Here is a 19,930-nt window from a genome sequence, read left to right as displayed (position 1 = left end):
CCCCGGGGGTGCGCGCCCGCGCGCCGGCCGCCCGGGCCGGGGGGGGCGCCCCCCCCCCCCCCCCCCCCCACACCCGGCTTCCCCGGTCAGCGGTGGGTGAAGTCCGGCGGTCGCTTGTCCATGAAGGCCGCCATGCCCTCCTTCTGGTCGGCGGTGGCGAACACGGCGTGGAACAGCCTGCGTTCGAAGCGGACTCCCTCGGTGAGGGTGGTCTCGAAGGCGCGGTTCACCGCCTCCTTCGCCATCATCGCCACCGGGGCGGACATCCCGGCCACGGTCTCGGCGACGGCGTGCGCTTCGGCGAGCAGGTCGTCGGCCGCCACGATCCGGGAGACCAGACCCGCGCGTTCGGCTTCCTCGGCGTTCATGGTGCGGCCGGTCAGGCAGAGCTCCATGGCCTTGGCCTTGCCGACCGCACGGGTCAGCCGCTGGGAGCCGCCGATACCGGGGATGACTCCGAGCTTGATCTCCGGCTGGCCGAACACCGCGGTGTCGGCGGCCAGCAGGATGTCGCACATCATGGCGAGCTCGCAGCCCCCGCCCAGGGCGTAACCGGCAACCGCCGCGACGGTGGGGGTGCGCACCTGCGCGAACCGGTCCCAGCAGGTGAACCAGTCGCTCAGATACATGTCCAGGTAGCCCTGGGGCCGCATCTCCTTGATGTCGGCTCCGGCGGCGAACGCCTTGGCCGAGCCGGTGAGCACGATGCAGCCGGTGTCCGGGTCCCGGTCGAGCGCTTCGGCCGCGGTGACCACCTCATGCATGACCTGGAGGTTGAGGGCGTTGAGCGCCGCGGGGCGATGGAGGGTGATGAGCGCGGTACGGCCCTTGCGTTCGAGCAGGATGGTCTCGTACCGCTCGGTGGTCGGATCGGTCATACGGGTGTTCCGTTCTGGTCGGCGGGGCGGGCGGTGCGCTCCCTGATGGCACGGACGATCCCGGAGAAGTCCTCGTCCGCGCCCCCGTCGCGGGCGAACGCCTCGTACAGGGCCGCGGCGTTCAGTCCGAGCGGCGCGTCGACCCCGCCCGCGCGGATCGCGTTCGCGGCGAGGCCGAGGTCCTTGGCCATGAGGGGTGCGGCGAAGCCGGGACGGTAGTCGCGGTTCGCCGGGCTGCCCGGTACCGGACCGGGGACGGGACAGTTGACGCTGAGGGCCCAGCACTGGCCGGACGCGGTGGAGGCCACCTCGAAGAGCGCCTGGTGGGAGAGGCCGAGACTCTCCCCGAGGACGAACGCCTCACTGACCGCGATCATGGAAATGCCGAGGATCATGTTGTTACAGATCTTGGCGGCCTGCCCGGCACCGGCGGGCCCGCAGTGCACCGCCTTCTTCCCCATGGCCGAGAGCACCGGTTCCGCCTGGGCGAACTCGCGCTCCCCTCCCCCGGCCATGAAGGTGAGCGTGGCGGCCTCGGCGCCCACCACCCCGCCGGAGACCGGTGCGTCCAGGGCTCGGTGTCCGGCGGCCACGACAGCTTCGTGGGCGGCCCTGGCGTCGGCGACGTCGATCGTGGAGCAGTCGATGAACAGGGTGTCCGGACGCGCGGCCGACAGCAGGCCCTGATCCTGGTAGAGCGCGAGCAGGTGGCGGCCCGCGGGGAGCATGGTGATGACGATGTCCGCCCCGGCGGCGGCCTCGGCCGCGGAGCCGACGGCCTCCACGCCGGTGGCCGTGGCATCGGCCAGGGCCCGCGCCACGAGGTCGTAGCCGATGACGCGGTGTCCGGCCTTGACGAGGTTGGCGGCCATCGGGCCGCCCATATGACCGAGTCCGATGAAGCCGATGACGGGGGTCACCAGGGCACCTCCTGGGAGGAGTCGGCGGAGGCGAGACGGAGCCCGGCCTCGCCGGGGGGTGTGAAGAAGCGGCGGACGTCGTCGTCGGTGACCTCGGCGAGGGTGGCGGGACGCCACCTGGGGTCACGGTCCTTGTCGATGACCTGGGCACGGATCCCCTCCACGAGGTCGGGTTGGTTCAGACAGGCGCACGACACCCGGTACTCCTGTTCCAGGACCCGCTCCAGGGGCCCGAGCCGACGGGCGCGGCGCAGCGAGGCGAGGGTCACCTTCAACGCCGTCGGGGACTTGGTGAGGAGGGTGTCGGCGGTGTCCTTCGCGGCGGGGTCGCCGTACGACGCAAGCCGGTCGGCGATCTCCTCGACGGTGTCCGCGGCATAGCAGGTGTCGATCCACTCCCGACGGGCACCGAGCTCGCCGGGCGGCGCCTGCCGGACGTGGCGGGCGAGGGCGTCGTGGACGGGTACCGCCGCGAGGTCCGCGAGGAGCGCGGGCAGGGCCTCGGAGGGCACGTAGTGGTCGGCAAGTCCGCACAACAGGGCATCCGCGGCGCCGACGGGGTTGCCGGTCAGCGCCAGATGGGTGCCCAGTTCACCGGGGGCGAGCCCGAGCAGATGGGTGCCCCCGACGTCGGGGACGAAGCCGATACCGGTCTCCGGCATGGCGACCCGGGACCGTTCGGTCACGATGCGCACGGTGCCGTGGGCGGAGACCCCGACACCACCGCCCATGACGATGCCGTCCATGAGGGCGACATAGGGCTTGGGGTAGCGTGCGATCCGTGCGTTGAGCCGGTATTCGTCGCGCCAGAAGGCGGCCGATCCGTCCGTGCCCTCGCGCGCGTCCCGGTGGATGGCACGGATGTCACCGCCCGCGCACAGCCCCCGCTCCCCGGCGCCGGTGAGGACGACGGTGGCGACCGCGGGGTCGTGCTCCCAGGTGTCGAGGGCGTCGGCGATCGTGCGCACCATGGTGTGGGTGAGTGCGTTGATGGCCTTGGGCCGGTTGAGGGTGAGGTAGGCCGCGCGTCCTTCGGTGCGCAGCAGTACGGAGTCTTCGGCGGGCGCCGTCACCGGACCGCCTCGATGAGTCCCCTGGCCACGATGATGCGCATGATCTCGTTCGTTCCTTCCAGGATCTGGTGGACCCGCAGATCGCGGACGATCTTCTCGATGCCGTACTCGGTCACATAGCCGTAGCCGCCGTGCAGTTGCAGCGCCCGGTCCGCGACGGAGTAGCCGGTGTCGGTGGCGAAGCGCTTGGCCATCGCGCACAGTTGGGGTGCCCCGGTGTCGCCGCGGTCCACGGCCTGGGCGGCCTCGCGGACCAGGGCGCGTGCGGCGGTCAGTTCCGTCGCCATGTCCGCCAGCCGGAACCGCAGAGCCTGTGCCTCGATGAGGGGTGCGCCGAACGCCTCCCGGTCGGCCAGGTGGGTGAGGCTGCGGTGCAGGGCGCTCTGGGCGCCGCCCAGGGAGCAGGCGGCGATCCCCAGCCGTCCGCCGTTGAGCCCGTTCATCGCGATGCGGAAGCCGTCGCCCTCGGCGCCCAGCCTGCGGTCGGCGGACAGGCGTACGCCGTCGAGGATCACCTGTCGGGTCGGCTGGGCGTTCCAGCCCATCTTGCGTTCATCGGGGCCGAAGGAGAGCCCGGGGTCGTCACGTTCCACGACGAAGGCCGTGATGCCGTCCGGTCCGGCGCCGCCGGTGCGGGCCATGACGATGTAGACCCCGGACGCGCCGGCGCCGGAGATGAACTGTTTGACGCCGGTGAGCACGTAGTCGTCGCCGTCGCGTTCTGCGCGGGTGCGCAGCGCGGCGGCGTCGGATCCGGCGCCGGGCTCGGTCAGGCAGTAGCTGCCGAGCGTCTGGGCGGCGCAGAGGGCGGGCAGCCAGCGGGCCCGCTGGGTGTCGTCCCCGTACCGGTCGATCATCCAGGCGACCATGTTGTGGATGGACAGGTAGCCGGCGATGGACGGACAGCCGGTGGCGAGGACTTCGAAGACGAGGACACCGTCGGCACGGGTGAGACCGGAGCCGCCGTGTTCCTCCCGTACGTAGACGCCGCCGAGGCCGAGTCCGGCGGCCTTGCGCAGGGTGTCGACGGGGAAGTGTTTGTCCTGGTCCCAGGCAACGGCGTGGGGGGCGAGGTGTTCCTGGGCGAAGTCGAGGGTGACCTCGGCGAGGGCGAGCTGGTCCTTGGTCAGGGTGGTGGTGTGCATCGCGGTCACCCCATGGTCGGGATGGTGAAGCTCGCGCCTTCCTTGACCCCGGAGGGCCAGCGCGAGGTGACGGTCTTGGTACGGGTGTAGAAGCGGATGGAGTCCGGGCCGTGCTGGTTGAGGTCACCGAAGCCGGAGCGCTTCCAGCCGCCGAAAGTGTGGTAGGCGACGGGGACCGGGATGGGTACGTTGACGCCGACCATGCCGGTGTTCACCCTGCGGGTGAAGTCGCGCGCGGTGTCCCCGTCCCTGGTGAAGAGAGCCACTCCGTTGCCGTAGGGATGCTCGCTGGGCAGATGCAGCGCCTCCTCGTAGTCCCGGGCGCGGACGACCGACAGCACGGGGCCGAAGATCTCCTCGCGGTAGAGCGTCATCGAGGGGGTGACGCGGTCGAAGAGGGAGGCACCCGCGAAGAAGCCGTTCTCATGGCCGGCCAGGCTGAAGTCCCGTCCGTCGACGACGAGTTCGGCGCCTTCGGCCACTCCGGTGTCCACATGGCCGCGGACCCGCTCGAGGGCGTCACGGCTGACCAGTGGGCCGAAGTCGGCGTCCGGGTCGTCGGAGCGGCCGATACGCAGGGCGCGGACGCGTTCGGTGAGCGCGGCGACCAGTGCGTCCGCCGTCTCCTCCCCCACCGGTACGGCGACGGAGATCGCCATGCAGCGCTCCCCCGCCGAGCCGTATCCGGCGCCCAGGAGCGCGTCCACGGCCTGGTCCAGATCGGCGTCGGGCATGACGATCATGTGGTTCTTGGCACCGCCGAAGCACTGCGCGCGTTTGCCGTGTGCCGCGGCGGCGGCGTAGAGGTGTGCGGCGACGGGGGTGGATCCGACGAAGCCGAGTGCCTGCACCCGCGGGTCCTCGATGAGGGTGTCGACGGCCTCCTCGGCACCGTTGACGACGTTCAGCACCCCGGGCGGCAGCCCGGCCTCCAGGAACAGTTCGGCGAGCCGGAGCGGTACGGAGGGGTCGCGTTCGGACGGTTTGAGGATGAAGGCGTTGCCGCAGGCGAGCGCCGGCGCGGCCTTCCACAGCGGAATCATCGCGGGGAAGTTGAACGGGGTGATGCCCGCGACCACGCCGAGCGGGCCGCGCAGGGAGTGCACATCGATACCGGTTCCGGCGTTGTCGGTGAACTCTCCCTTGAGGAGGTGCGGCACACCGGCGGCGAACTCCACGACCTCCAGGCCGCGTTGGATGTCGCCGTGTGCGTCGGCGATGGTCTTGCCGTGCTCGGCGGAGAGCGTACGCGCGAGGGCGTCCCGTTCACCCTCGACGAGCTGGAGGAACCTCAGCAGCACCCGGGCGCGGCGCTGCGGGTTCCAGTCGGCCCATTCGGGCTGCGCGGCGGCGGCGTCGGCGATGGCCGCGCGGGTCTCGTCACGCCCGGCCAGCGGCACCCGGGCCTGGACCGAGCCGGTGTTGGGGTCGTACACATCGGAGAAACGTCCTGAGGTACCGGTGGTGTGTTTGCCACCGATGAAATGGGTCAGTTCACGGACCATGGAAGCCTGCTCTCGTCAGGTGAGATCCGGGGATGGCACAGCGCGGCCGCGCGACGGGCACCGGTCGGGTGCCATCGCGGGCGGGCGCTGTGGGACGCGGAGGCGGGAAGCCGTCGAAGTGCCGTCGCGGACCTGTCGCGCGCCTAGGGGCGCGACAGGTGGTGCGCGCGGGAGTGCGCGCGGACGTGGTTCGCCGGATCACCTGGGCCAGGGGTACGGACCGGTGCCATGCGTGTCTGCTCCATCCTCGTGGACAACACGGAACATCCCGCGGCCGGTATCCTGACTCCCGGATCAGCGCGCACTCTCCGGCCTTCCCGACGGACGCTCCGTCAGTGGCCTTTCTGCTGGAGAACACACTCCCCGGTCACAGTGGCGGGACCGCGCCGGAATCGCACCGGCTTCCCTGCACCGCGGGCCTTACTCCGAAGATATAGTTGGACGTCCTAGTAAGTCCACCCCGACAGGCGTCCGCCGGGGGTGAAGGCCACCTCGGCGAAGCGTTCCCCCATGCGGCGGTGGGTGGCGGCGTCCGGGTGGAGCCCGTCGGGCAGCGGCAGTTCACCGGTGTCCGCCTCGCCGTAGAGCTCACGGCCGTCGAGGTGGTGGAGGTGCGGATCCTCTGCCGCGCGCTGCTCCACGATCCGCGCCAGCTCGTCCCGGATGACGCCGAGGGTCAGCTTTCCGCTCGCGCGCTCCGCCGGATCGCCCGCGGCCCGGAACCGGAGTTGTCCCGTGGCGAGCGCACCGAGGTCGGGGACGCTGGGGCCGGGGGTGTCCTCGTGGAGGGGGCACAGGATGGGCGAGATGACCAGCAGCGGGGTGGTGGGGTGCCCTTCGCGGAGGGTGTCCAGGAAACCGTGCACGGCCGGGGTGAATGCGCGCAGCCGCATCAGATCGGTGTTGACCAGGTTGATGCCGATCTTGAGGCTGATCAGGTCGGCGGGCGTGTCCCGCAGGGCGCGGGCGGTGAACGGGTCGAGCAGGGCACTGCCGCCCAGGCCCAGGTTGACCAGTTCCACCCCGCCGAGGGCGGCGGCGAGCGCGGGCCATGTGGTGGTGGGACTCGCGGCGTCGGAGCCGTGGCTGATCGAACTTCCGTGGTGCAGCCACACGGGACGGCCCGTGGCGGGAGCGGGTTCGATGGGGGCGTCGGTGCGCAGGGCGACGAGTTCGGTGGTCTCGTTGTGCGGCAGCCAGATCTCGACATCCTTCACCGCGCCGGACAGACCGGTGAAGCGGAGGGTGCCCACCGGGCCGGACCGGCTGGTGGCGGTACCGGCGGCCATGTCGACGGTCAGCGTGTCGCCGCCGGTGACGCTTCCCCGGCCGGCCGGACGGCCGTCGACGAGCAGGTCGTACACACCGTCCGGGCGCGGCGGGGCGCCCACGTAGACGCGCTTGGTGGGCAGCGTGTCCAGTTCGACGGCGGTGGCACGGGTCCGGAAGACCAGCCGGACGCCGGAGGGCTGGGACTCCGCCATGGCGAGCTGTGCGTCGGCGCACTGGGCGCGGGCCCGGGCGGGCAGCCGGTGCGGCAGCACTCCGTGCGCGGTGTGCTCCAGTTCGAGGGCTCCGCGCAGGAGGTCCGCGGTGATGGGCGTGGTGATCCAGTCGTACTCGGTGGCGTGCATCGTCCCAGCCTGTCGGGGGTTGCGTGGAGGATCCGCTGACGGTCCGTGACACCGGTGCGCGTCAGCGCTCGGGCCAGTTCCGCAGCAGGGCGTCGAGCGCGTCCAGGATCCGCGACCAGGTCTCCTGGGTGTCGGGGGCACTGTGGCTGAACCCTCCCCCCATCTCCAGGCTGACGTAGCCGTGGAAGACGCTGCCCAGCAGCCGGACCGCATGTGTCTGGTCCGGTTCGGTCAGGTCGTAGCCGCGCAGGATCGCGCGCGTCATCCGGGCGTGCCGGACACCGGCGCTGGCGGCAGCCGCTTCCGGATCGAGCCGGAGCTGGGCGGCGGCGTAGCGGCCGGGGTGCTCCCGGGCGTAGTCGCGGTAGACGTTCGCCAGGGCGGCGAGGGCATCCTTGGCGGATCGCCCGGCCAGGGCCTCGGCGGCCCGGTCGGCGAGCTCCTCCAGCGCGAGGAGGGCGATCCGGGTCCTGAGGTCCTGGGAGTTCTTCACATGCGAGTAGAGGCTCGCGACCTTGACGTCGAATCTCCTGGCCAGCTCCGAGACGGTCACCTGGTCGAATCCGACCTCATCGGCCAGCTCCGCGCCCGCCCGGGTCAGACGCTCCGCATTCAGTCCCGCGTATGCCATGTCGCTCCCTCCGCCTGCCAGAAGCGATTATGCAGTTGCCTAACACCTTTAGGCAAACTAGCCTGCCATTATGGAACCGCTGACCGGGCAAGAGATACGTGCCGCGTTCGTCAACTGCACCAAGGGTGAGGCGAAGCGCCTGTACATCCCCCGTGATCTGGCCGACCGGCCCTGGGAGGATCTGGACTTCCTCGGCTGGCGCGACCCCCAGACCCACGACCGCGCCTACCTGGTCACCGTGGTGGACGACCGTCCTCGGGCCATCGCACTGCGCTCCACCGGACTCACCTCGGCACACCGGCGGCGCAGCATGTGCTCGCTATGTCTGACCTCCCACACCGGCGGGGTCTCCCTGATGGTCGCGCCGAAGGCGGGAAGGGCCCGGCAGCAGGGCAATTCGGTCGGCAGCTATCTGTGCGACGACCTGGCCTGCTCGCTGTACGTGCGGGGGAAGAAGGACGCGGGTGTCGGTTCGCGGCCGCAGGAGTCGCTGACCCTGGAGGAGAAGATCGAGCGGACGGTGGCGAACGTGGCCGCGTTCATCGCGAAGGTGACCGGCTGAGGCGGTGCGCTCCGGGCACCGGGTCTCAGGGCCCGGGCCCCGGGACCGGGACGAGGGAAAATAGTGTCGCTCACCGCTTCCGGGGAACCTAGCCTGGAGCGCATGTCGCATGGGAAGACCTCGTATGTGTGCCTGCCGTGCCGGGTCTCGTACAAGCAGCCCTACCTCGGTGACCACGAACGGCGCTGCCCTCGCTGCGCGGTACCGCTGATGCACGCGGGGTCCGCCTTCGCCGCGCCCCGCCGCCGGGACACGGAGGGGTGGCGGGTCCTCTCCGTACTGCTCCACGCGGGCGTGCGGTTCCACAAGAGCTGCTGCGGCGGCCCCGGCTACCGCCCGCGCACCCTCCGCGAGGTACGCGAACGCATGGCGTACGCCCGGACCACCGGAGAGCCGTTCCGCCGGGCGCTGACACACGCCCCGAGCTCCCCTGACCACTCACCACGACGACGCCAGAACCCCGGGACTGATCACACTGAACCGCGCACCCGCCCTCTCCCTCACCCCTCTCCGCTTCTCCCCACCCGAGATGGCCGAGGTGGCGGATCTCTACGCGAGCAACCCCGGGTACTGCCGGACGGCGGGTGAGTACGACCCCGAGCACCTTCCCACCGAACGGCTCGAGGCCGATCTGCGTGAGGAAGCGGAAGGCGAGGGCTGCGAGGTGCTGCTGGCGCGCGAGCACCACGGACGGCTCGTCGGCCTCGTCTGTCTCCTCGATCGCCACCCCACCGACGGTTTCCCCTGGATCGGGCTGCTCATGGTGCACGGCGATCTGCACCGTCAGGGCATGGGACGACGCCTCACGGCCGTGGTGGAGGAACGGCTCCGGGAACGGCGGCACCGGGGTGTCCGGCTGGCCGTACTGGAGAACAACCCGTCGGCCACGGCCTTCTGGAGCTCCCTGGGCTGGCGGGAGATCGACCGCCGGGCCGACAACCAGCACGGCCGCCCGTGCGTCGTGATGCACAAGCAACTGCTCTGACGGGGAGCAGTGTCCGGAAGACTTCGCACATCAGTGCAGGAGTCCTCCGGAAACCGCTCCCCACTCACTTTCCGGTGCGTCGACCATAAAATGACCTCGCATCATTTTCATCGAATTCCGGAGAGAACAGAGGGGGTTGCATCACCTATGGCCCAGCAGATAGACGCAACGGAGGAGCTCCTTTCCTATGTCAGGGACGTCTCCCTGCGCGACGACGACATCCTGAGCGGGCTACGGGAGGAGACCGCACAGCTCCCCGGGGGCGCCGCATTGCAAGTCATGGCGGAAGAAGGGCAGTTACTGGCTCTGCTGGTGCGGCTGACCGGTGCCCGGCGGGTCCTGGAGATCGGAACGTTCACCGGGTACAGCACGCTGTGCATGGCACGCGCCGTGCCCCTCGACGGGCAGGTCGTGACCTGCGACATCACGGACCGGTGGCCGGCGGTCGGGGCCGAGTACTGGAAACGGGACGGGGTGGAGGGGCGGATCGACCTGCGGGTCGGGGACGCCGTCGAGACCTTGGACGCGCTGCTGGACGAGCATGGTGCCGAGGCGTTCGACATGGTGTTCATCGACGCCGACAAGGCCGGTTATCCGGTGTATTACGAGAAGGCGCTCGGACTGACCCGGTCCGGCGGACTGCTGGTCATCGACAACACGCTCTTCTTCGGCCGCGTCGCCGATCCGCTGGCCGACGATCCCGATACCGCGGCCGTACGGGAACTCAACGCGAAACTGTCGGGGGACGAGCGCGTGGACATTTCCCTCCTGGTGATGGCCGACGGCATCACCCTCGCCCGTAAACGCTGAATTCCCGAACGTACGCCGACAGGGCGAGAGCCCGGTACGCGCCTCGACGCGTACCGGGCTCACCGCCGACTCAGACCCGGCCGGGCACGGCTTCCCCCCTCTCCACCGCCAGGTCGACCGCGGTGACACGTATGGTCGTGGAGGCCGGGCGCGGTTCGGGGCGCAGATGCAGGCGCTGGAGGTCGACGGCGCCCGTACGGCGGAGGGTGTCCGCGCATCCGCACGGATCCTCCTCGAATCCGGCGAACCGGTAGGCGATCTCCATCATCCGGTTGCGGTCGGTGGGCCTGAAGTCGGCCATCAGATGGACCCCCGCACCGGACGCCTGGTCGGTGAGCCAGTTCAGCACGGTGGCTCCCACACCGAAGGACACCACCCGGCAGGAGGTCGCGAGGAGTTTGAGGTGCCAGACACCGGGGTGGCGCTCGAGGAGCAGCACCCCGACGGCGCCGTGCGGTCCGAAGCGGTCGGTGAGCGTGACCACCAGCACCTCATGGGCGTCATCGGTGAGCAGCCGCCGCAGATCGGCGTCCCCGTAGTGCACACCGGTGGCATTCATCTGGCTGGTGCGCAGGGTGAGTTCCTCGACGCGGGAGAGCTCCTCCTCGGTGGCCCGGCCGATGCGCAGGTCGAGGTCGAGTGAGCGCAGGAAGTCCTCGTCCGGCCCGGTGGCCTCCGCCCTCGCCGCCTCGCGCCGGAAGCCCGCCTGATACATCTCCCGCCGCCGTCCGGAGTCCACGGTCCGCAGGGCGGGGGTGAACTCCGGCAGCCGCGACAGCTCCGCCACCGCTTCGGCCGGATAGCAGCGCACATCGGGCAGGTGGTGGGTGACCTCGGCACGCTCGGCGGGCTGATCGTCGATGAAGGCGATGGTGGTGGGCGCGAAGTTCAGGGTGTCGGCGATGCGCCGCACCGCCCCTGACTTCGGGCCCCAGCCGATCTCCGGCAGGACGAAGTACTCGGCGACACCGAGCTTCTCCAGCTGTGCCCAGGCCAGGTCGTGGTCGTTCTTGCTGGCGACCGACTGGAGGATGCCACGGGCGTCGAGTTCGGCGACGGTCTCCCGCACCGCGTCGGACAGCACCACCTCACCGTCCTCCAGCAGCGTGCCCTGCCACAGGGTGTTGTCCAGGTCCCACACCAGGCATTTGACCAGGGGGAGGAGATCGCTATCGGGGGTGTTCACTACGGTTCCCTTCACGCGGCGCTTCCCAGGACGTGCCGCGCCAGCATGAGCTGGCAGATCTCATTGCTGCCCTCGATGATTTCCATCAGCTTGGCGTCCCGGTAGGCACGGGCGACCAGATGGGAGTCACGGGCCCCGGCCGAGGCGAGCACCTGGACGGCGGTGGCCGCCCCGCGGGCGGCGTTGCCCGCGCTGATGTGTTTGGCCAGGACCGTGGCCATGACCTGGTCCGGGGAGCCCTCGTCCCAGCAGCGGGAGGCATGCTCACAGACACGGGTCGCGGTCTGCTCGGCGACGAGCAGTTCGGCGAGGTGGCGGGCGACGAGCTGGTGTTCCCCGAGGGGAACGCCGAACTGCTCGCGAACGGTGGCGTGCCGGGCAGCCGCGGTGAGACAGCCGCGCAGGATGCCCACGCTCCCCCAGGCGACCGACATCCGGCCGTAGGCGAGGGCGGTGGTGACCAGCAGGGAAAGAGGCAGGGCCGCCCCGCCGAGCACATGGGTCAGCGGAACGCGGACCTCGTCGAGGGTGATGTCGGCGTGGCCCGCCGCCCGGCAGCCCAGCGGATCGTGGACACGGTCGATCCGGACACCACGGGTGGAAGCGGGGACCACGACGGCCACCGCCCCCTCCTCCTGCCCCTCGGAGTCACCGTCGTCCTCGAACATGCCGAACAGCACCAGCAGATCCGCGTAGTGGGCGGCGGTCACCCACACCTTGTGCCCGTCGAGGACCACCGTGTCGCCGTCGCGCCGGACACGGGTGGACATGGCGGCCAGATCGCTTCCGGCACCGCGTTCGCTGAAGCCGACCGCGGCCAGTTCACCGCCGGTCAGCAGCGGCAGGAAGTCCGAGCGCTGCTCGGGGGTGCCGAACCGTTCGACGGTCCAGGCGGCCATGCCCTGGGAGGTCATCACGCTCCGCACGGAACTGCACAGACTGCCGACATGTGCGGTGTACGCGCCGTTGGCCGCGCTGTCGAGCCCCCAGCCGCCGTAGGTGGCCGGGACCTGCCCGCACAGCCGTCCGTCGGCGCCCAGCTTGCGCAGCAGGTCCAGCGGCAGCGCTCCGGTGCGGTCCCACTCCTCGGCGTCGCCGGCGATCAGCCCGGTGATCTCGGTGCTGGCGAAGGAGATCGGATCAGTCACCGGTTCCTCCGGCCGCCGCCTGGAGGCGGTGGACCAGCTCGGTCATCGACACCACCGTGCGGAAGTTGTCGAGCCGCAGGTCCTTGCCGCGGATCGCGACACCGAAGGACTTCTCCAGGTGCACCACGAGTTCCATGGCGAACAGCGAGGACTGGCCACCGGAGGCGAAGATGTCCGTCTCGGGCTGCCAGGTGCGCTTGGTGCGCGTCTGCAGGAAGCGCAGGATGTCCTTCTGCACGTCCTTTTCCGCCTGGTCCGCCGTATGCACGGTCGACGCGGTCCGGGTGGTGGTCTGGCCCTGGGTGTGGGTGTCCATCAGTTCTCCTCCTGGTAGTCGTAGAAACCACGGCCGGACTTCCGGCCGAGTTCGCCGCGCCGGACCTTGTCGAGCAGCAGGTCGCAGGGGCGGCATCCGTCGTCTCCGGTGTGCTGGTGCAGTACGCGGAGCGAGTCGACGAGGTTGTCGATACCGATCAGGTCGGCGGTGCGCAGCGGGCCGGTGGGATGGCCGAGACAGCCCTCCATCAGGGCGTCGACGGCCTCGGCGGTGGCGGTGCCCTCCTGCACCACCCGGGCCGCGTCGTTGATCATCGGGTGCAGCACCCGGCTGGTGACGAAACCGGGTGCGTCCCTGACCACGACCTGCCGCCGGTCGAGGGCGGTGAGGAGCTCACCGGCCGCGGCCATGGTGGCGGCGGCGGTCCGGGCGCCCTGGATGACCTCCACGGTCGGGATGAGGTACGGCGGGTTCATGAAGTGGGTGCCGATGACGTCCTCGGGGCGTTCGGCACAGCCCGCGAGCTCGTCGATGGGGATCGACGAAGTGTTGGAGATCAGTGGCGTCCCGGGGAGGACGCGGGCCGAGACCTCCGCGAGGGCCTTGGCCTTGAGCCCGGTGTCCTCGGTGATGGCCTCGATCACGGCGGTGACCCCGCCGATACCGCCGGTGGTGGTCGCGGTCTCCAGCGGGCCGGTACGGACGTCCGGCGGCAGGGTGCCCATGAGCTGCGCGATGCGCAGTTCGTGGTCGATGGCGTCGCCCGCCCGGTCCAGCTTGTCCTGGTCGGTGTCGATGAGCAGCACCGGCAGTCCGTGGCCGAGTGCGAGGGCGGTGATGCCCACCCCCATCACTCCGGCGCCGAGCACGGCGATCCGGTGAGCGTGCGACGGATGGGATTCCTGAGGTGGTTCTGCTGGCATGGGCCTCTCCTGGGGGCTTGGGGGTCGGTCAGCCGTGCGCCGGGACGGCAGGCTGGCCGGAAACGGTGGTGAGCCAGTCGCGGATGGCCTGAGCGGTGGTCGCGACGTGCTGCTCCATGAGGGAGAAGTGGTCGCCGGGTACATCCACGACGGTGTGGGCGGTGGGCCAGGACGCGCGCCACTCCCCCGCTCCGGGGTCCGGGCGCCCGAGGGGTTCGGTCGCCCGGACCAGCAGGGTGGGCGCCGCGACGACGGGGAGGGACCAGTCGTCGAGGATGCGGAAGTAGCGCCCCATGGCGGTGAGCCGGGTGTCGTCCATCGGGGCGGCCCGGTCCTCGCGCGCGAACATCCCGCCGATCAGTACGTCGTTGAACTGCGTGATCCCCTGGTTGTGGGACAGATAGGTGTCGATGAGGACCACCGCCTCCGGTCCCGCGCCGAGTTCGTCCAGCCGGGCGGCGACACCGTGCGCCAGCGTGCCGCCCGATGAGGAGCCGGTGAGGATCAGCGGCCGGTCCCCCACCGTCTCGAGCAGGGTCCGGGCCTGGAAGTCCAGCAGGGCGGCCATATCGGCGGGCACCGGCTCACCGGGCAGGAAACCGGGGGCCGCCAGCGCGCTGACGCCGAAGTGGTCGCGGAAGTGCGAGGCGAAGCGCGCGTACTGGTGGGCGCCCCCGAGCGCCACGACGGAGCCGAAGCACACCACCTCCGGAGCCGTGTCGTGCGGACACAGCCGCAGCAGCCGGGGGCGGACATCGGCGGTGAGCAGTTCCTCACCGGTACGGATGTCGGGGCGCAGCGCCGAGGCGTTCTTGAGCAGAGCCAGACCGTCGTCGGTGCGACCGAGTTCGCACGCCTGCCGGAACAGGGTGGCCACCGGGCCCGTCGCCTCCGGTGCCGCGGTCTCCTCGGTGCGCTCGGCCTCGTCCGGCGCGTCAGCCGCGGACAGTTGAGTGTGCAGCAGGTCGGCGAGCCGGGCCGGGGTGCCGCTGTCGAAGACGGCGGTGGGGCGCAGCCGCAGCCCGGTGCGGGCGGCGAGCCGGTTGCGCAGTTCCACGGCGGTCAGCGAGTCGAAGCCGACGGAGAGGAACGCATCGTCCAGGTCCAGGGCGGCGGCGCCGGTGTGTCCGAGTACGTCGGCGGCCTCCGCGAGGACGAGTTCACGCAGGATCCCGGGGTGTTCCTGCGCCGTGGCCGCCGCGAGCCGCTGCCGCAGCGGACTGTGGCCGGCCGTCGGGTGGGGACGGGCGGGCGTGCGGACCAGCGAGCGCAGCAGTGGGGGCACCTCGGTGCCGCGGTAGGCCGCCAGGTCGAGGTGGACGGGGACGAGGTGGGGCTCACCGGTGGTGAGCGCGGTGTCGAACAGTGCGACACCGTCCTCGTCGGACAGGCCGTGCACACCGCTGCGGGCCATCCGGCGCAGATCGGTTGCGGAGAGTTCGGCGGTGAGGCCGCCGCGCCGCTCCCACAGACCCCAGGCCAGTGAGGTGGCGGGCAGTCCTTCGCGGTGACGGGAGGTCATCAGGGCGTCGAGCGAGGCGTTGGCCGCGGCGTAGGTGGCCTGGCCGGGGCTGCCGAGGACACCCGCGGCCGAGGAGTAGACGACGAAGGCCGTCAGGTCCAGGTGGCGGGTCAGCTCGTGCAGATGCCAGGTGCCGTCGACCTTCGGCCGCAGGACGGCGCTCAGCCGCTCGGGCGTCTGGGCCTCCAGCAGTCCGTCGTCGAGTGCGCCCGCGGTGTGGACGACGGCGCGCAGCGGATACCGCGCGGGAACGTCCGCCAGTACCTCGGCCAGGGCATGCCGGTCGGTCACGTCGCAGGCGGTGACGGTGACATGGGCCCCGGCCGCGGTGAGTTCGGCCACCAGCTCGCCGGTCCCGGGGGCGCCGTCGCCCCTGCGGCCGATGAGCAGCAGATGGCGTACTCCGTGCCGGTTGACCAGGTGCCGGGCGGTGATCCCGGCGAGGACACCGCCCGCGCCGGTGATCAGGACGGTGGCCTCGGGGTCGAACGGTCCGGGTTCCGGAACGGCGGCGGCAGAGGCCGCCGAGGGGTGGCGGATGAGTCGTGGCACGGTCAGTACGCCGTCGCGCAAGGTGAGTTGGGGTTCACCCGTGGCGAGCGCGCCGGGCAGGGTGGCGGCCGTGGCGTCCGGGTCGTCGGTGTCCAGCAGGAGGAACCGTCCGGGGTGTTCGAGCTGGGCGGAGCGCAGCAGGCCCCAGACGGCGGCGCCCGCGAGGTCCACCGGTTCGTCGTGGCCGGGGCCGGTGGCGCCACGGGTGAGGACCACCAGCGGCACGGTGGCGGTGGCGGGGTCCGCCAGCCAGCCGCGGAGCCGCTCCAGGACGCCGGCGGTGACGGTGTGGACGGCTTCGGGGCCGTCCGCTCCGGTCGGCGGGCACGGCAGCAGCGCAGCGGTGGACCCGGTGGCCCGGTCCGTGTCGCCGTCCGTCAGGGGTTCGGCGAACCCTTCGGGCAGCAGCCGTCCGTCGGGTTCCCCGAGGAGCGTCCAGCGGCGTGACGCGGCGGTGGGCGCGGTGATCGGGGACCAGGTCAGCCGGTGGAGGGAGCGGTCGGTGGCTCGCGGCGTGGTGAAGGAGGCCGGACGGACCGTCAGTGTTCCGATCTCCGCCACGGTTTGACCGTCCTCGCCGGTGACACTCACGGAGACCGCGTCGGTCCCCGCGGGGCGCAGGGCCACCCGCACGGTACGGCCCGGCGTGGCGACGAGATCCACATCGTGCCAGGAGAACGGCAGGGGCGGATGGGCGGAGCGCTGATCCGCCGCGGTGGCGCGGAGGCCCACCGTCTGCAGTGCGGCGTCCAGCAGCGCGGGATGGACGGCGAATCCGGTGGTCCGGGTGTCGGACACGGCGTCGGGCAGGGTCGCCTCGGCGAAGACCTCCTCGCCCCTGCTCCATGCGGAGCGCAGTCCTTGGAAGGCCGGGCCGTACTCGATGCCCTGCGTGTCCAGCGCGGTGTACAGCTCCGCCACGCTCAGCGCGGTGGCTCCCGCCGGGGGCCACACCGTGTCCGGGGCCGGGTGCGCCGGACGGCCGGGGGTGAGGTGGCCGGTCGCGTGGGGTGTCCAGGGGTCTTGGGCCGTGGCGGACTCGGAACGCGAGTGGAAGGACAGGGCGCGGCGGCCGTCGAGGTCCGCGGCGGAGACGGTCAGCCGCAGATGGACACCGCCGTCGGTGGTGGCCTCGGGGAGGGTCAGCGGCGCGGCGAGGGTGAGTTCCTCGATCCGCGGACAGTCCAGCCGCCGTCCCGCGTGGGCGGCCATCTCGACGAAGGCCACCCCGGGGAGCAGTACCGTGCCCAGGACGGTGTGGTCGGTGAGCCAGGGGTGGGTGGTGGCGGAGATCCTGCCGGTGAAGACGGTGCCGCCGTCGCCCGGCAGCTCGACCGCCGCGCTGAGCAGGGGGTGGCCGGTGCCGGACTGCCCGGTGGCGCCGGGGTCGCCGCCGCGCTGGTCCGCGTCGAGCCAGTACCTCTGCCGCTGGAAGGCGTAGGTGGGCAGGGGGATCCGGCGGGCGCCGCCCGCCGGGTAGGCGGGTCGCCAGTCGACGGGCAGCCCGGCGGTGTACGCCTCGGCGAGGGACAGCAGCATGCGCCGGGGACCGCCGTCGTCACGGCGCAGGGTGCCGATCACCGCGGTGTCGTCGGCCCCCGCCTCAGCGGCGGTGTCGGCGATACCCCAAGTGATGGTGGGATGCGGGCTGATCTCGACGAAGGTGCGGTGGCCCGCGTCGAGGAGACGCTCCACGGCGGTGTGCAGCCGGACGGGTTCGCGCAGGTTGCGGTACCAGTAGGCGGCGTCCAGCGTGCTGGTGTCACACCAGGTGGCGTCGACGGTCGAGTAGTACGGGACCGCGGACCGGGCCGGGGTGACACCGGCCAGCGAGGTCAGCAGGGTGTCCCGGATCTCCTCGACCTGCGCGGAGTGCGAGGCGTAGTCCACGGGCATCACCCGGGCCGCGACATTGTCCGCGACCAGCCGCCGCACGACCTTCTCCACGGCCTCGGTGTCACCCGCGAGCACCGTGGCCGACGGGCCGTTGACCGCGGCCACCGACAACCGCTCACCCCACGGCTCCAGATACGGACCCAGGTCGGCGGCCGGTAACTGGACCGATGCCATCCCGCCACGCCCGGCGAGCACGGCCAGCGCCTCGCTGCGCAGGGCCACCACCTTCGCCGCGTCCTCCAAGGTGAGCGCCCCGGCCACACACGCCGCCGCGATCTCCCCCTGCGAATGCCCCACCACCGCATCCGGCACCACACCATACGAACGCCACAACTCCGCCAACGACACCATCACCGCGAACAGCACCGGCTGGACCACATCCACCCGGTCCAGCGACGGCGCACCCTCACCACCCCGCAGCACCGCCTCCAACGACCACCCCACATACGGCGACAGCGCACGCTCACACTCCGCCATCCGCCCCGCGAACACCGGCGCGGCATCGAGCAGTTCCACCGCCATCCCCGCCCACTGCGACCCCTGACCGGGAAACACGAACACCGCCTTGCGGCCACCGCGGGGGGCGGTGCCGCACACGGCGTCGGCGGATGTCTCACCGTTCGCCACCGCGGCCAGCGCGTCGAGCAGTCCGGTGCGCGAGGTGCCCACCACCACCGCGCGGTCCGCGAACCGGGACCGGCCGGCGGCCAGGGACAGACCGATATCGGCGGGGCGGGGCCACGGTCCGGCGGCCACGTGCGCGTGCAGCGCGGCGGCCTGGGCGCGCAGCGCCCGTTGCCCCTTGGCGGACAGCGGCCAGGCGACGGGGCCGTGGAGCTCCGCCGACGGCGCCCCGTCCTCGGGGGCCCGGTCCTCGGATTCCTGGTCCGGGGCGGCTTCCAGGACCAGATGGGCGTTGGTGCCACTGGCCCCGAAGGAGGAGACTCCGGCACGGCGCGGCCGGCCGGTCTCGGGCCACGGTGTGGCGACGGTGAGGAGCCGTACGTCGCCCTCCTCCCAGTCCACCCGTGGTGTGGGCCGGTCGATGTGCAGGGTGCGGGGCAGCAGGCCGTGGCGCATCGCCAGGACCATCTTGATGACACCGCCGACGCCGGCGGCGGCCTGGGTGTGGGTGAGGTTGGACTTGAGCGAACCCACCAGCAGCGGCTGCCCGGCAGGCCGGTCGGCGCCGTACGAGGCCAGGAGCGCCTGGGCCTCGATCGGGTCGCCGAGCACCGTACCGGTCCCGTGCGCCTCCACGGCGTCGATCTCGGCGGGCGCCAGCCGGGCGCTGTCCAGTGCCTGGCGGATGACCCGCTGCTGGGACGGGCCGTTGGGCGCGGTCAGCCCGTTGCTCGCGCCGTCCTGGTTGACGGCGGAGCCGCGGACGACCGCGAGGACGGGGTGGCCGTGGCGCCGGGCGTCGGACAGCCGCTCCAGCAGCAGTACGCCGACGCCCTCACCGAAGCCCGCGCCGTCGGCGGCGGCGGAGAACGACTTGCTGCGCCCGTCCGGTGCCAGCCCGCGCTGACGGCTGAACCCCACGTACAGGCCCGGGGTGGACATCACCGTCACACCGCCGGCCAGCGCCAGGTCCGTCTCGCCCGCGCGGAGTGCCTGGCAGGCCAGGTGGACGGCGACGAGCGAGGAGGAACAGGCGGTGTCGAGGGTGACCGCCGGGCCTTCCAGACCGAGGCTGTAGGCGATACGCCCGGATACGACGCTGGAGATGCTGCCGGTCCCCAGGAAGCCCTCGAGTTCATCGGGTACCCGGGTCAGACGGGAGCCGTACTCGCTGTAGATCACCCCCGCGTAGACGCCCGTACGGCTGCCCTTGAGGGTCAGCGGGTCGATCCCGGCCCGTTCGACCGCCTCCCAGCAGGTCTCCAGGAGCAGCCGCTGCTGGGGGTCCATCGCGAGCGCTTCGCGGGGCGAGATCCCGAAGAACGCGGCATCGAACGCACAGGCGTCGTGCAGGAATCCCCCCTCGCGGGTGTACGAGGTGCCCGGCGCGTCGGGGTCGGTGTCATAGACGCCGTCGAGGTCCCAGCCGCGGTCGGCCGGGAATCCGGTGACCGCGTCCCGCTCCTTGACCAGCAGTTCCCACAGCTCCTCCGGGGAGCGCACACCGCCCGGGAAGCGGCAGCCCATTCCCACGACGGCCACCAATTCGCGGGGTTCCCCGGCGAGCCTGCGGTTCTCCTGCCGCAGCCGCTGGTTGTCGAGGAGCGAGGCGCGCAGCGCCTCGACCACCTGATCCGTGGTCATGTTCGTCCTTTCGTT

Annotated in this window: 15 protein-coding genes, 1 pseudogene and 1 riboswitch; of the genes and pseudogenes, 4 read left to right on the top strand and 12 right to left on the bottom strand. The window is 71.6% G+C overall.

The window, feature by feature from the left end:
* Positions 1 to 86 precede the first annotated feature (86 nt).
* From NMK44_RS30450 to NMK44_RS30420, 7 genes are all read right to left on the bottom strand, one after another.
* Positions 87 to 878: an enoyl-CoA hydratase gene (locus NMK44_RS30450; RefSeq protein ID WP_254749206.1), complete on the bottom strand. Its 792-nt coding sequence runs from the start codon at positions 876 to 878 to the stop codon at positions 87 to 89.
* The gene (gene mmsB / locus NMK44_RS30445; protein ID WP_254749204.1) at positions 875 to 1,798 is read right to left on the bottom strand and encodes a 3-hydroxyisobutyrate dehydrogenase; all 924 of its coding nucleotides are present in this window, start codon (positions 1,796 to 1,798) and stop codon (positions 875 to 877) included. The genes NMK44_RS30450 and mmsB overlap by 4 nt, the downstream gene beginning before the upstream one ends.
* Positions 1,795 to 2,871 carry an enoyl-CoA hydratase/isomerase family protein gene (locus NMK44_RS30440; RefSeq protein WP_254749202.1) on the bottom strand — a complete coding sequence of 359 codons (1,077 nt, stop codon included), beginning with the start codon at positions 2,869 to 2,871 and terminating at the stop codon, positions 1,795 to 1,797. The genes mmsB and NMK44_RS30440 overlap by 4 nt, the downstream gene beginning before the upstream one ends.
* Positions 2,868 to 4,016 (bottom strand): acyl-CoA dehydrogenase family protein, encoded by a 1,149-nt coding sequence (locus tag NMK44_RS30435; RefSeq protein WP_254749200.1) that lies wholly within the window; start codon positions 4,014 to 4,016, stop codon positions 2,868 to 2,870. Before NMK44_RS30435 ends, NMK44_RS30440 begins: the two co-directional genes overlap by 4 nt.
* 5 nt (positions 4,017 to 4,021) lie before the next feature.
* Positions 4,022 to 5,521, bottom strand: a complete 1,500-nt coding sequence (locus tag NMK44_RS30430; RefSeq protein WP_254749198.1) for a CoA-acylating methylmalonate-semialdehyde dehydrogenase — start codon at positions 5,519 to 5,521, stop codon at positions 4,022 to 4,024.
* A gap of 255 nt (positions 5,522 to 5,776) precedes the next feature.
* Positions 5,777 to 5,952, bottom strand: a riboswitch (cobalamin riboswitch).
* A 15-nt stretch (positions 5,953 to 5,967) separates the two neighbouring features.
* Positions 5,968 to 7,155: a GDSL-type esterase/lipase family protein gene (locus NMK44_RS30425; protein ID WP_254749196.1), complete on the bottom strand. Its 1,188-nt coding sequence runs from the start codon at positions 7,153 to 7,155 to the stop codon at positions 5,968 to 5,970.
* Between the two features lie 61 nt (positions 7,156 to 7,216).
* Positions 7,217 to 7,786: a TetR/AcrR family transcriptional regulator gene (locus NMK44_RS30420; protein ID WP_254749194.1), complete on the bottom strand. Its 570-nt coding sequence runs from the start codon at positions 7,784 to 7,786 to the stop codon at positions 7,217 to 7,219.
* Positions 7,787 to 7,856: 70 nt separating this feature from the next.
* On the opposite strand from NMK44_RS30420, the gene NMK44_RS30415 reads away from it, so the two are divergent.
* The 4 genes and pseudogenes from NMK44_RS30415 to NMK44_RS30400 all read left to right on the top strand — a co-directional run bounded on the left by NMK44_RS30415 (position 7,857) and on the right by NMK44_RS30400 (position 10,143).
* Positions 7,857 to 8,348 carry an FBP domain-containing protein gene (locus NMK44_RS30415; RefSeq protein WP_254749192.1) on the top strand — a complete coding sequence of 164 codons (492 nt, stop codon included), beginning with the start codon at positions 7,857 to 7,859 and terminating at the stop codon, positions 8,346 to 8,348.
* A gap of 102 nt (positions 8,349 to 8,450) precedes the next feature.
* Positions 8,451 to 8,759: pseudogene (locus NMK44_RS30410) on the top strand (deoxyxylulose-5-phosphate synthase); the annotation flags it as partial.
* A 118-nt stretch (positions 8,760 to 8,877) separates the two neighbouring features.
* Positions 8,878 to 9,333: a GNAT family N-acetyltransferase gene (locus NMK44_RS30405; RefSeq protein WP_254749190.1), complete on the top strand. Its 456-nt coding sequence runs from the start codon at positions 8,878 to 8,880 to the stop codon at positions 9,331 to 9,333.
* Positions 9,334 to 9,480: 147 nt separating this feature from the next.
* The gene (locus NMK44_RS30400; protein WP_254749188.1) at positions 9,481 to 10,143 is read left to right on the top strand and encodes an O-methyltransferase; all 663 of its coding nucleotides are present in this window, start codon (positions 9,481 to 9,483) and stop codon (positions 10,141 to 10,143) included.
* 70 nt (positions 10,144 to 10,213) lie between these two features.
* Here NMK44_RS30400 and NMK44_RS30395 read toward each other — a convergent pair whose 3' ends face one another.
* The 5 genes from NMK44_RS30395 to NMK44_RS30375 are packed head-to-tail and all read right to left on the bottom strand — an operon-like array spanning position 10,214 to position 19,915.
* Positions 10,214 to 11,329 carry an HAD-IIIC family phosphatase gene (locus tag NMK44_RS30395; RefSeq protein ID WP_254749186.1) on the bottom strand — a complete coding sequence of 372 codons (1,116 nt, stop codon included), beginning with the start codon at positions 11,327 to 11,329 and terminating at the stop codon, positions 10,214 to 10,216.
* 11 nt (positions 11,330 to 11,340) lie between these two features.
* Positions 11,341 to 12,477, bottom strand: coding sequence for an acyl-CoA dehydrogenase family protein (locus tag NMK44_RS30390; protein ID WP_254749184.1), 1,137 nt, complete (start codon positions 12,475 to 12,477; stop codon positions 11,341 to 11,343).
* Positions 12,470 to 12,793, bottom strand: coding sequence for an acyl carrier protein (locus NMK44_RS30385; protein ID WP_254749182.1), 324 nt, complete (start codon positions 12,791 to 12,793; stop codon positions 12,470 to 12,472). The genes NMK44_RS30390 and NMK44_RS30385 overlap by 8 nt, the downstream gene beginning before the upstream one ends.
* Complete coding sequence (locus tag NMK44_RS30380; RefSeq protein ID WP_254749170.1) at positions 12,793 to 13,677, bottom strand: 3-hydroxyacyl-CoA dehydrogenase family protein; 885 nt, start codon at positions 13,675 to 13,677, stop codon at positions 12,793 to 12,795. The genes NMK44_RS30385 and NMK44_RS30380 overlap by 1 nt, the downstream gene beginning before the upstream one ends.
* A 28-nt stretch (positions 13,678 to 13,705) precedes the next feature.
* Complete coding sequence (locus NMK44_RS30375; RefSeq protein WP_254749168.1) at positions 13,706 to 19,915, bottom strand: type I polyketide synthase; 6,210 nt, start codon at positions 19,913 to 19,915, stop codon at positions 13,706 to 13,708.
* Positions 19,916 to 19,930 lie beyond the last annotated feature (15 nt).

Origin of the sequence: Streptomyces cucumeris, assembly GCF_024295805.1 — a bacterium.
GTDB lineage: Bacteria > Actinomycetota > Actinomycetes > Streptomycetales > Streptomycetaceae > Streptomyces > Streptomyces cucumeris.
This window is presented reverse-complemented; position numbering and strand designations above follow the sequence as displayed.

Excerpts from the sequence above, each read along its gene's own strand:
- NMK44_RS30450 (WP_254749206.1), bottom strand. The coding sequence starts at position 878 with ATGACCGATCCGACCACCGAGCGGTACGAGACCATCCTGCTCGAACGC.
- NMK44_RS30435 (WP_254749200.1), bottom strand. The coding sequence starts at position 4,016 with ATGCACACCACCACCCTGACCAAGGACCAGCTCGCCCTCGCCGAGGTC.
- NMK44_RS30430 (WP_254749198.1), bottom strand. The coding sequence starts at position 5,521 with ATGGTCCGTGAACTGACCCATTTCATCGGTGGCAAACACACCACCGGT.
- NMK44_RS30425 (WP_254749196.1), bottom strand. The coding sequence starts at position 7,155 with ATGCACGCCACCGAGTACGACTGGATCACCACGCCCATCACCGCGGAC.
- NMK44_RS30420 (WP_254749194.1), bottom strand. The coding sequence starts at position 7,786 with ATGGCATACGCGGGACTGAATGCGGAGCGTCTGACCCGGGCGGGCGCG.
- NMK44_RS30415 (WP_254749192.1), top strand. The coding sequence starts at position 7,857 with ATGGAACCGCTGACCGGGCAAGAGATACGTGCCGCGTTCGTCAACTGC.
- NMK44_RS30405 (WP_254749190.1), top strand. The coding sequence starts at position 8,878 with ATGGCCGAGGTGGCGGATCTCTACGCGAGCAACCCCGGGTACTGCCGG.
- NMK44_RS30400 (WP_254749188.1), top strand. The coding sequence starts at position 9,481 with ATGGCCCAGCAGATAGACGCAACGGAGGAGCTCCTTTCCTATGTCAGG.
- NMK44_RS30385 (WP_254749182.1), bottom strand. The coding sequence starts at position 12,793 with ATGGACACCCACACCCAGGGCCAGACCACCACCCGGACCGCGTCGACC.
- NMK44_RS30380 (WP_254749170.1), bottom strand. The coding sequence starts at position 13,677 with ATGCCAGCAGAACCACCTCAGGAATCCCATCCGTCGCACGCTCACCGG.
- NMK44_RS30375 (WP_254749168.1), bottom strand. The coding sequence starts at position 19,915 with ATGACCACGGATCAGGTGGTCGAGGCGCTGCGCGCCTCGCTCCTCGAC.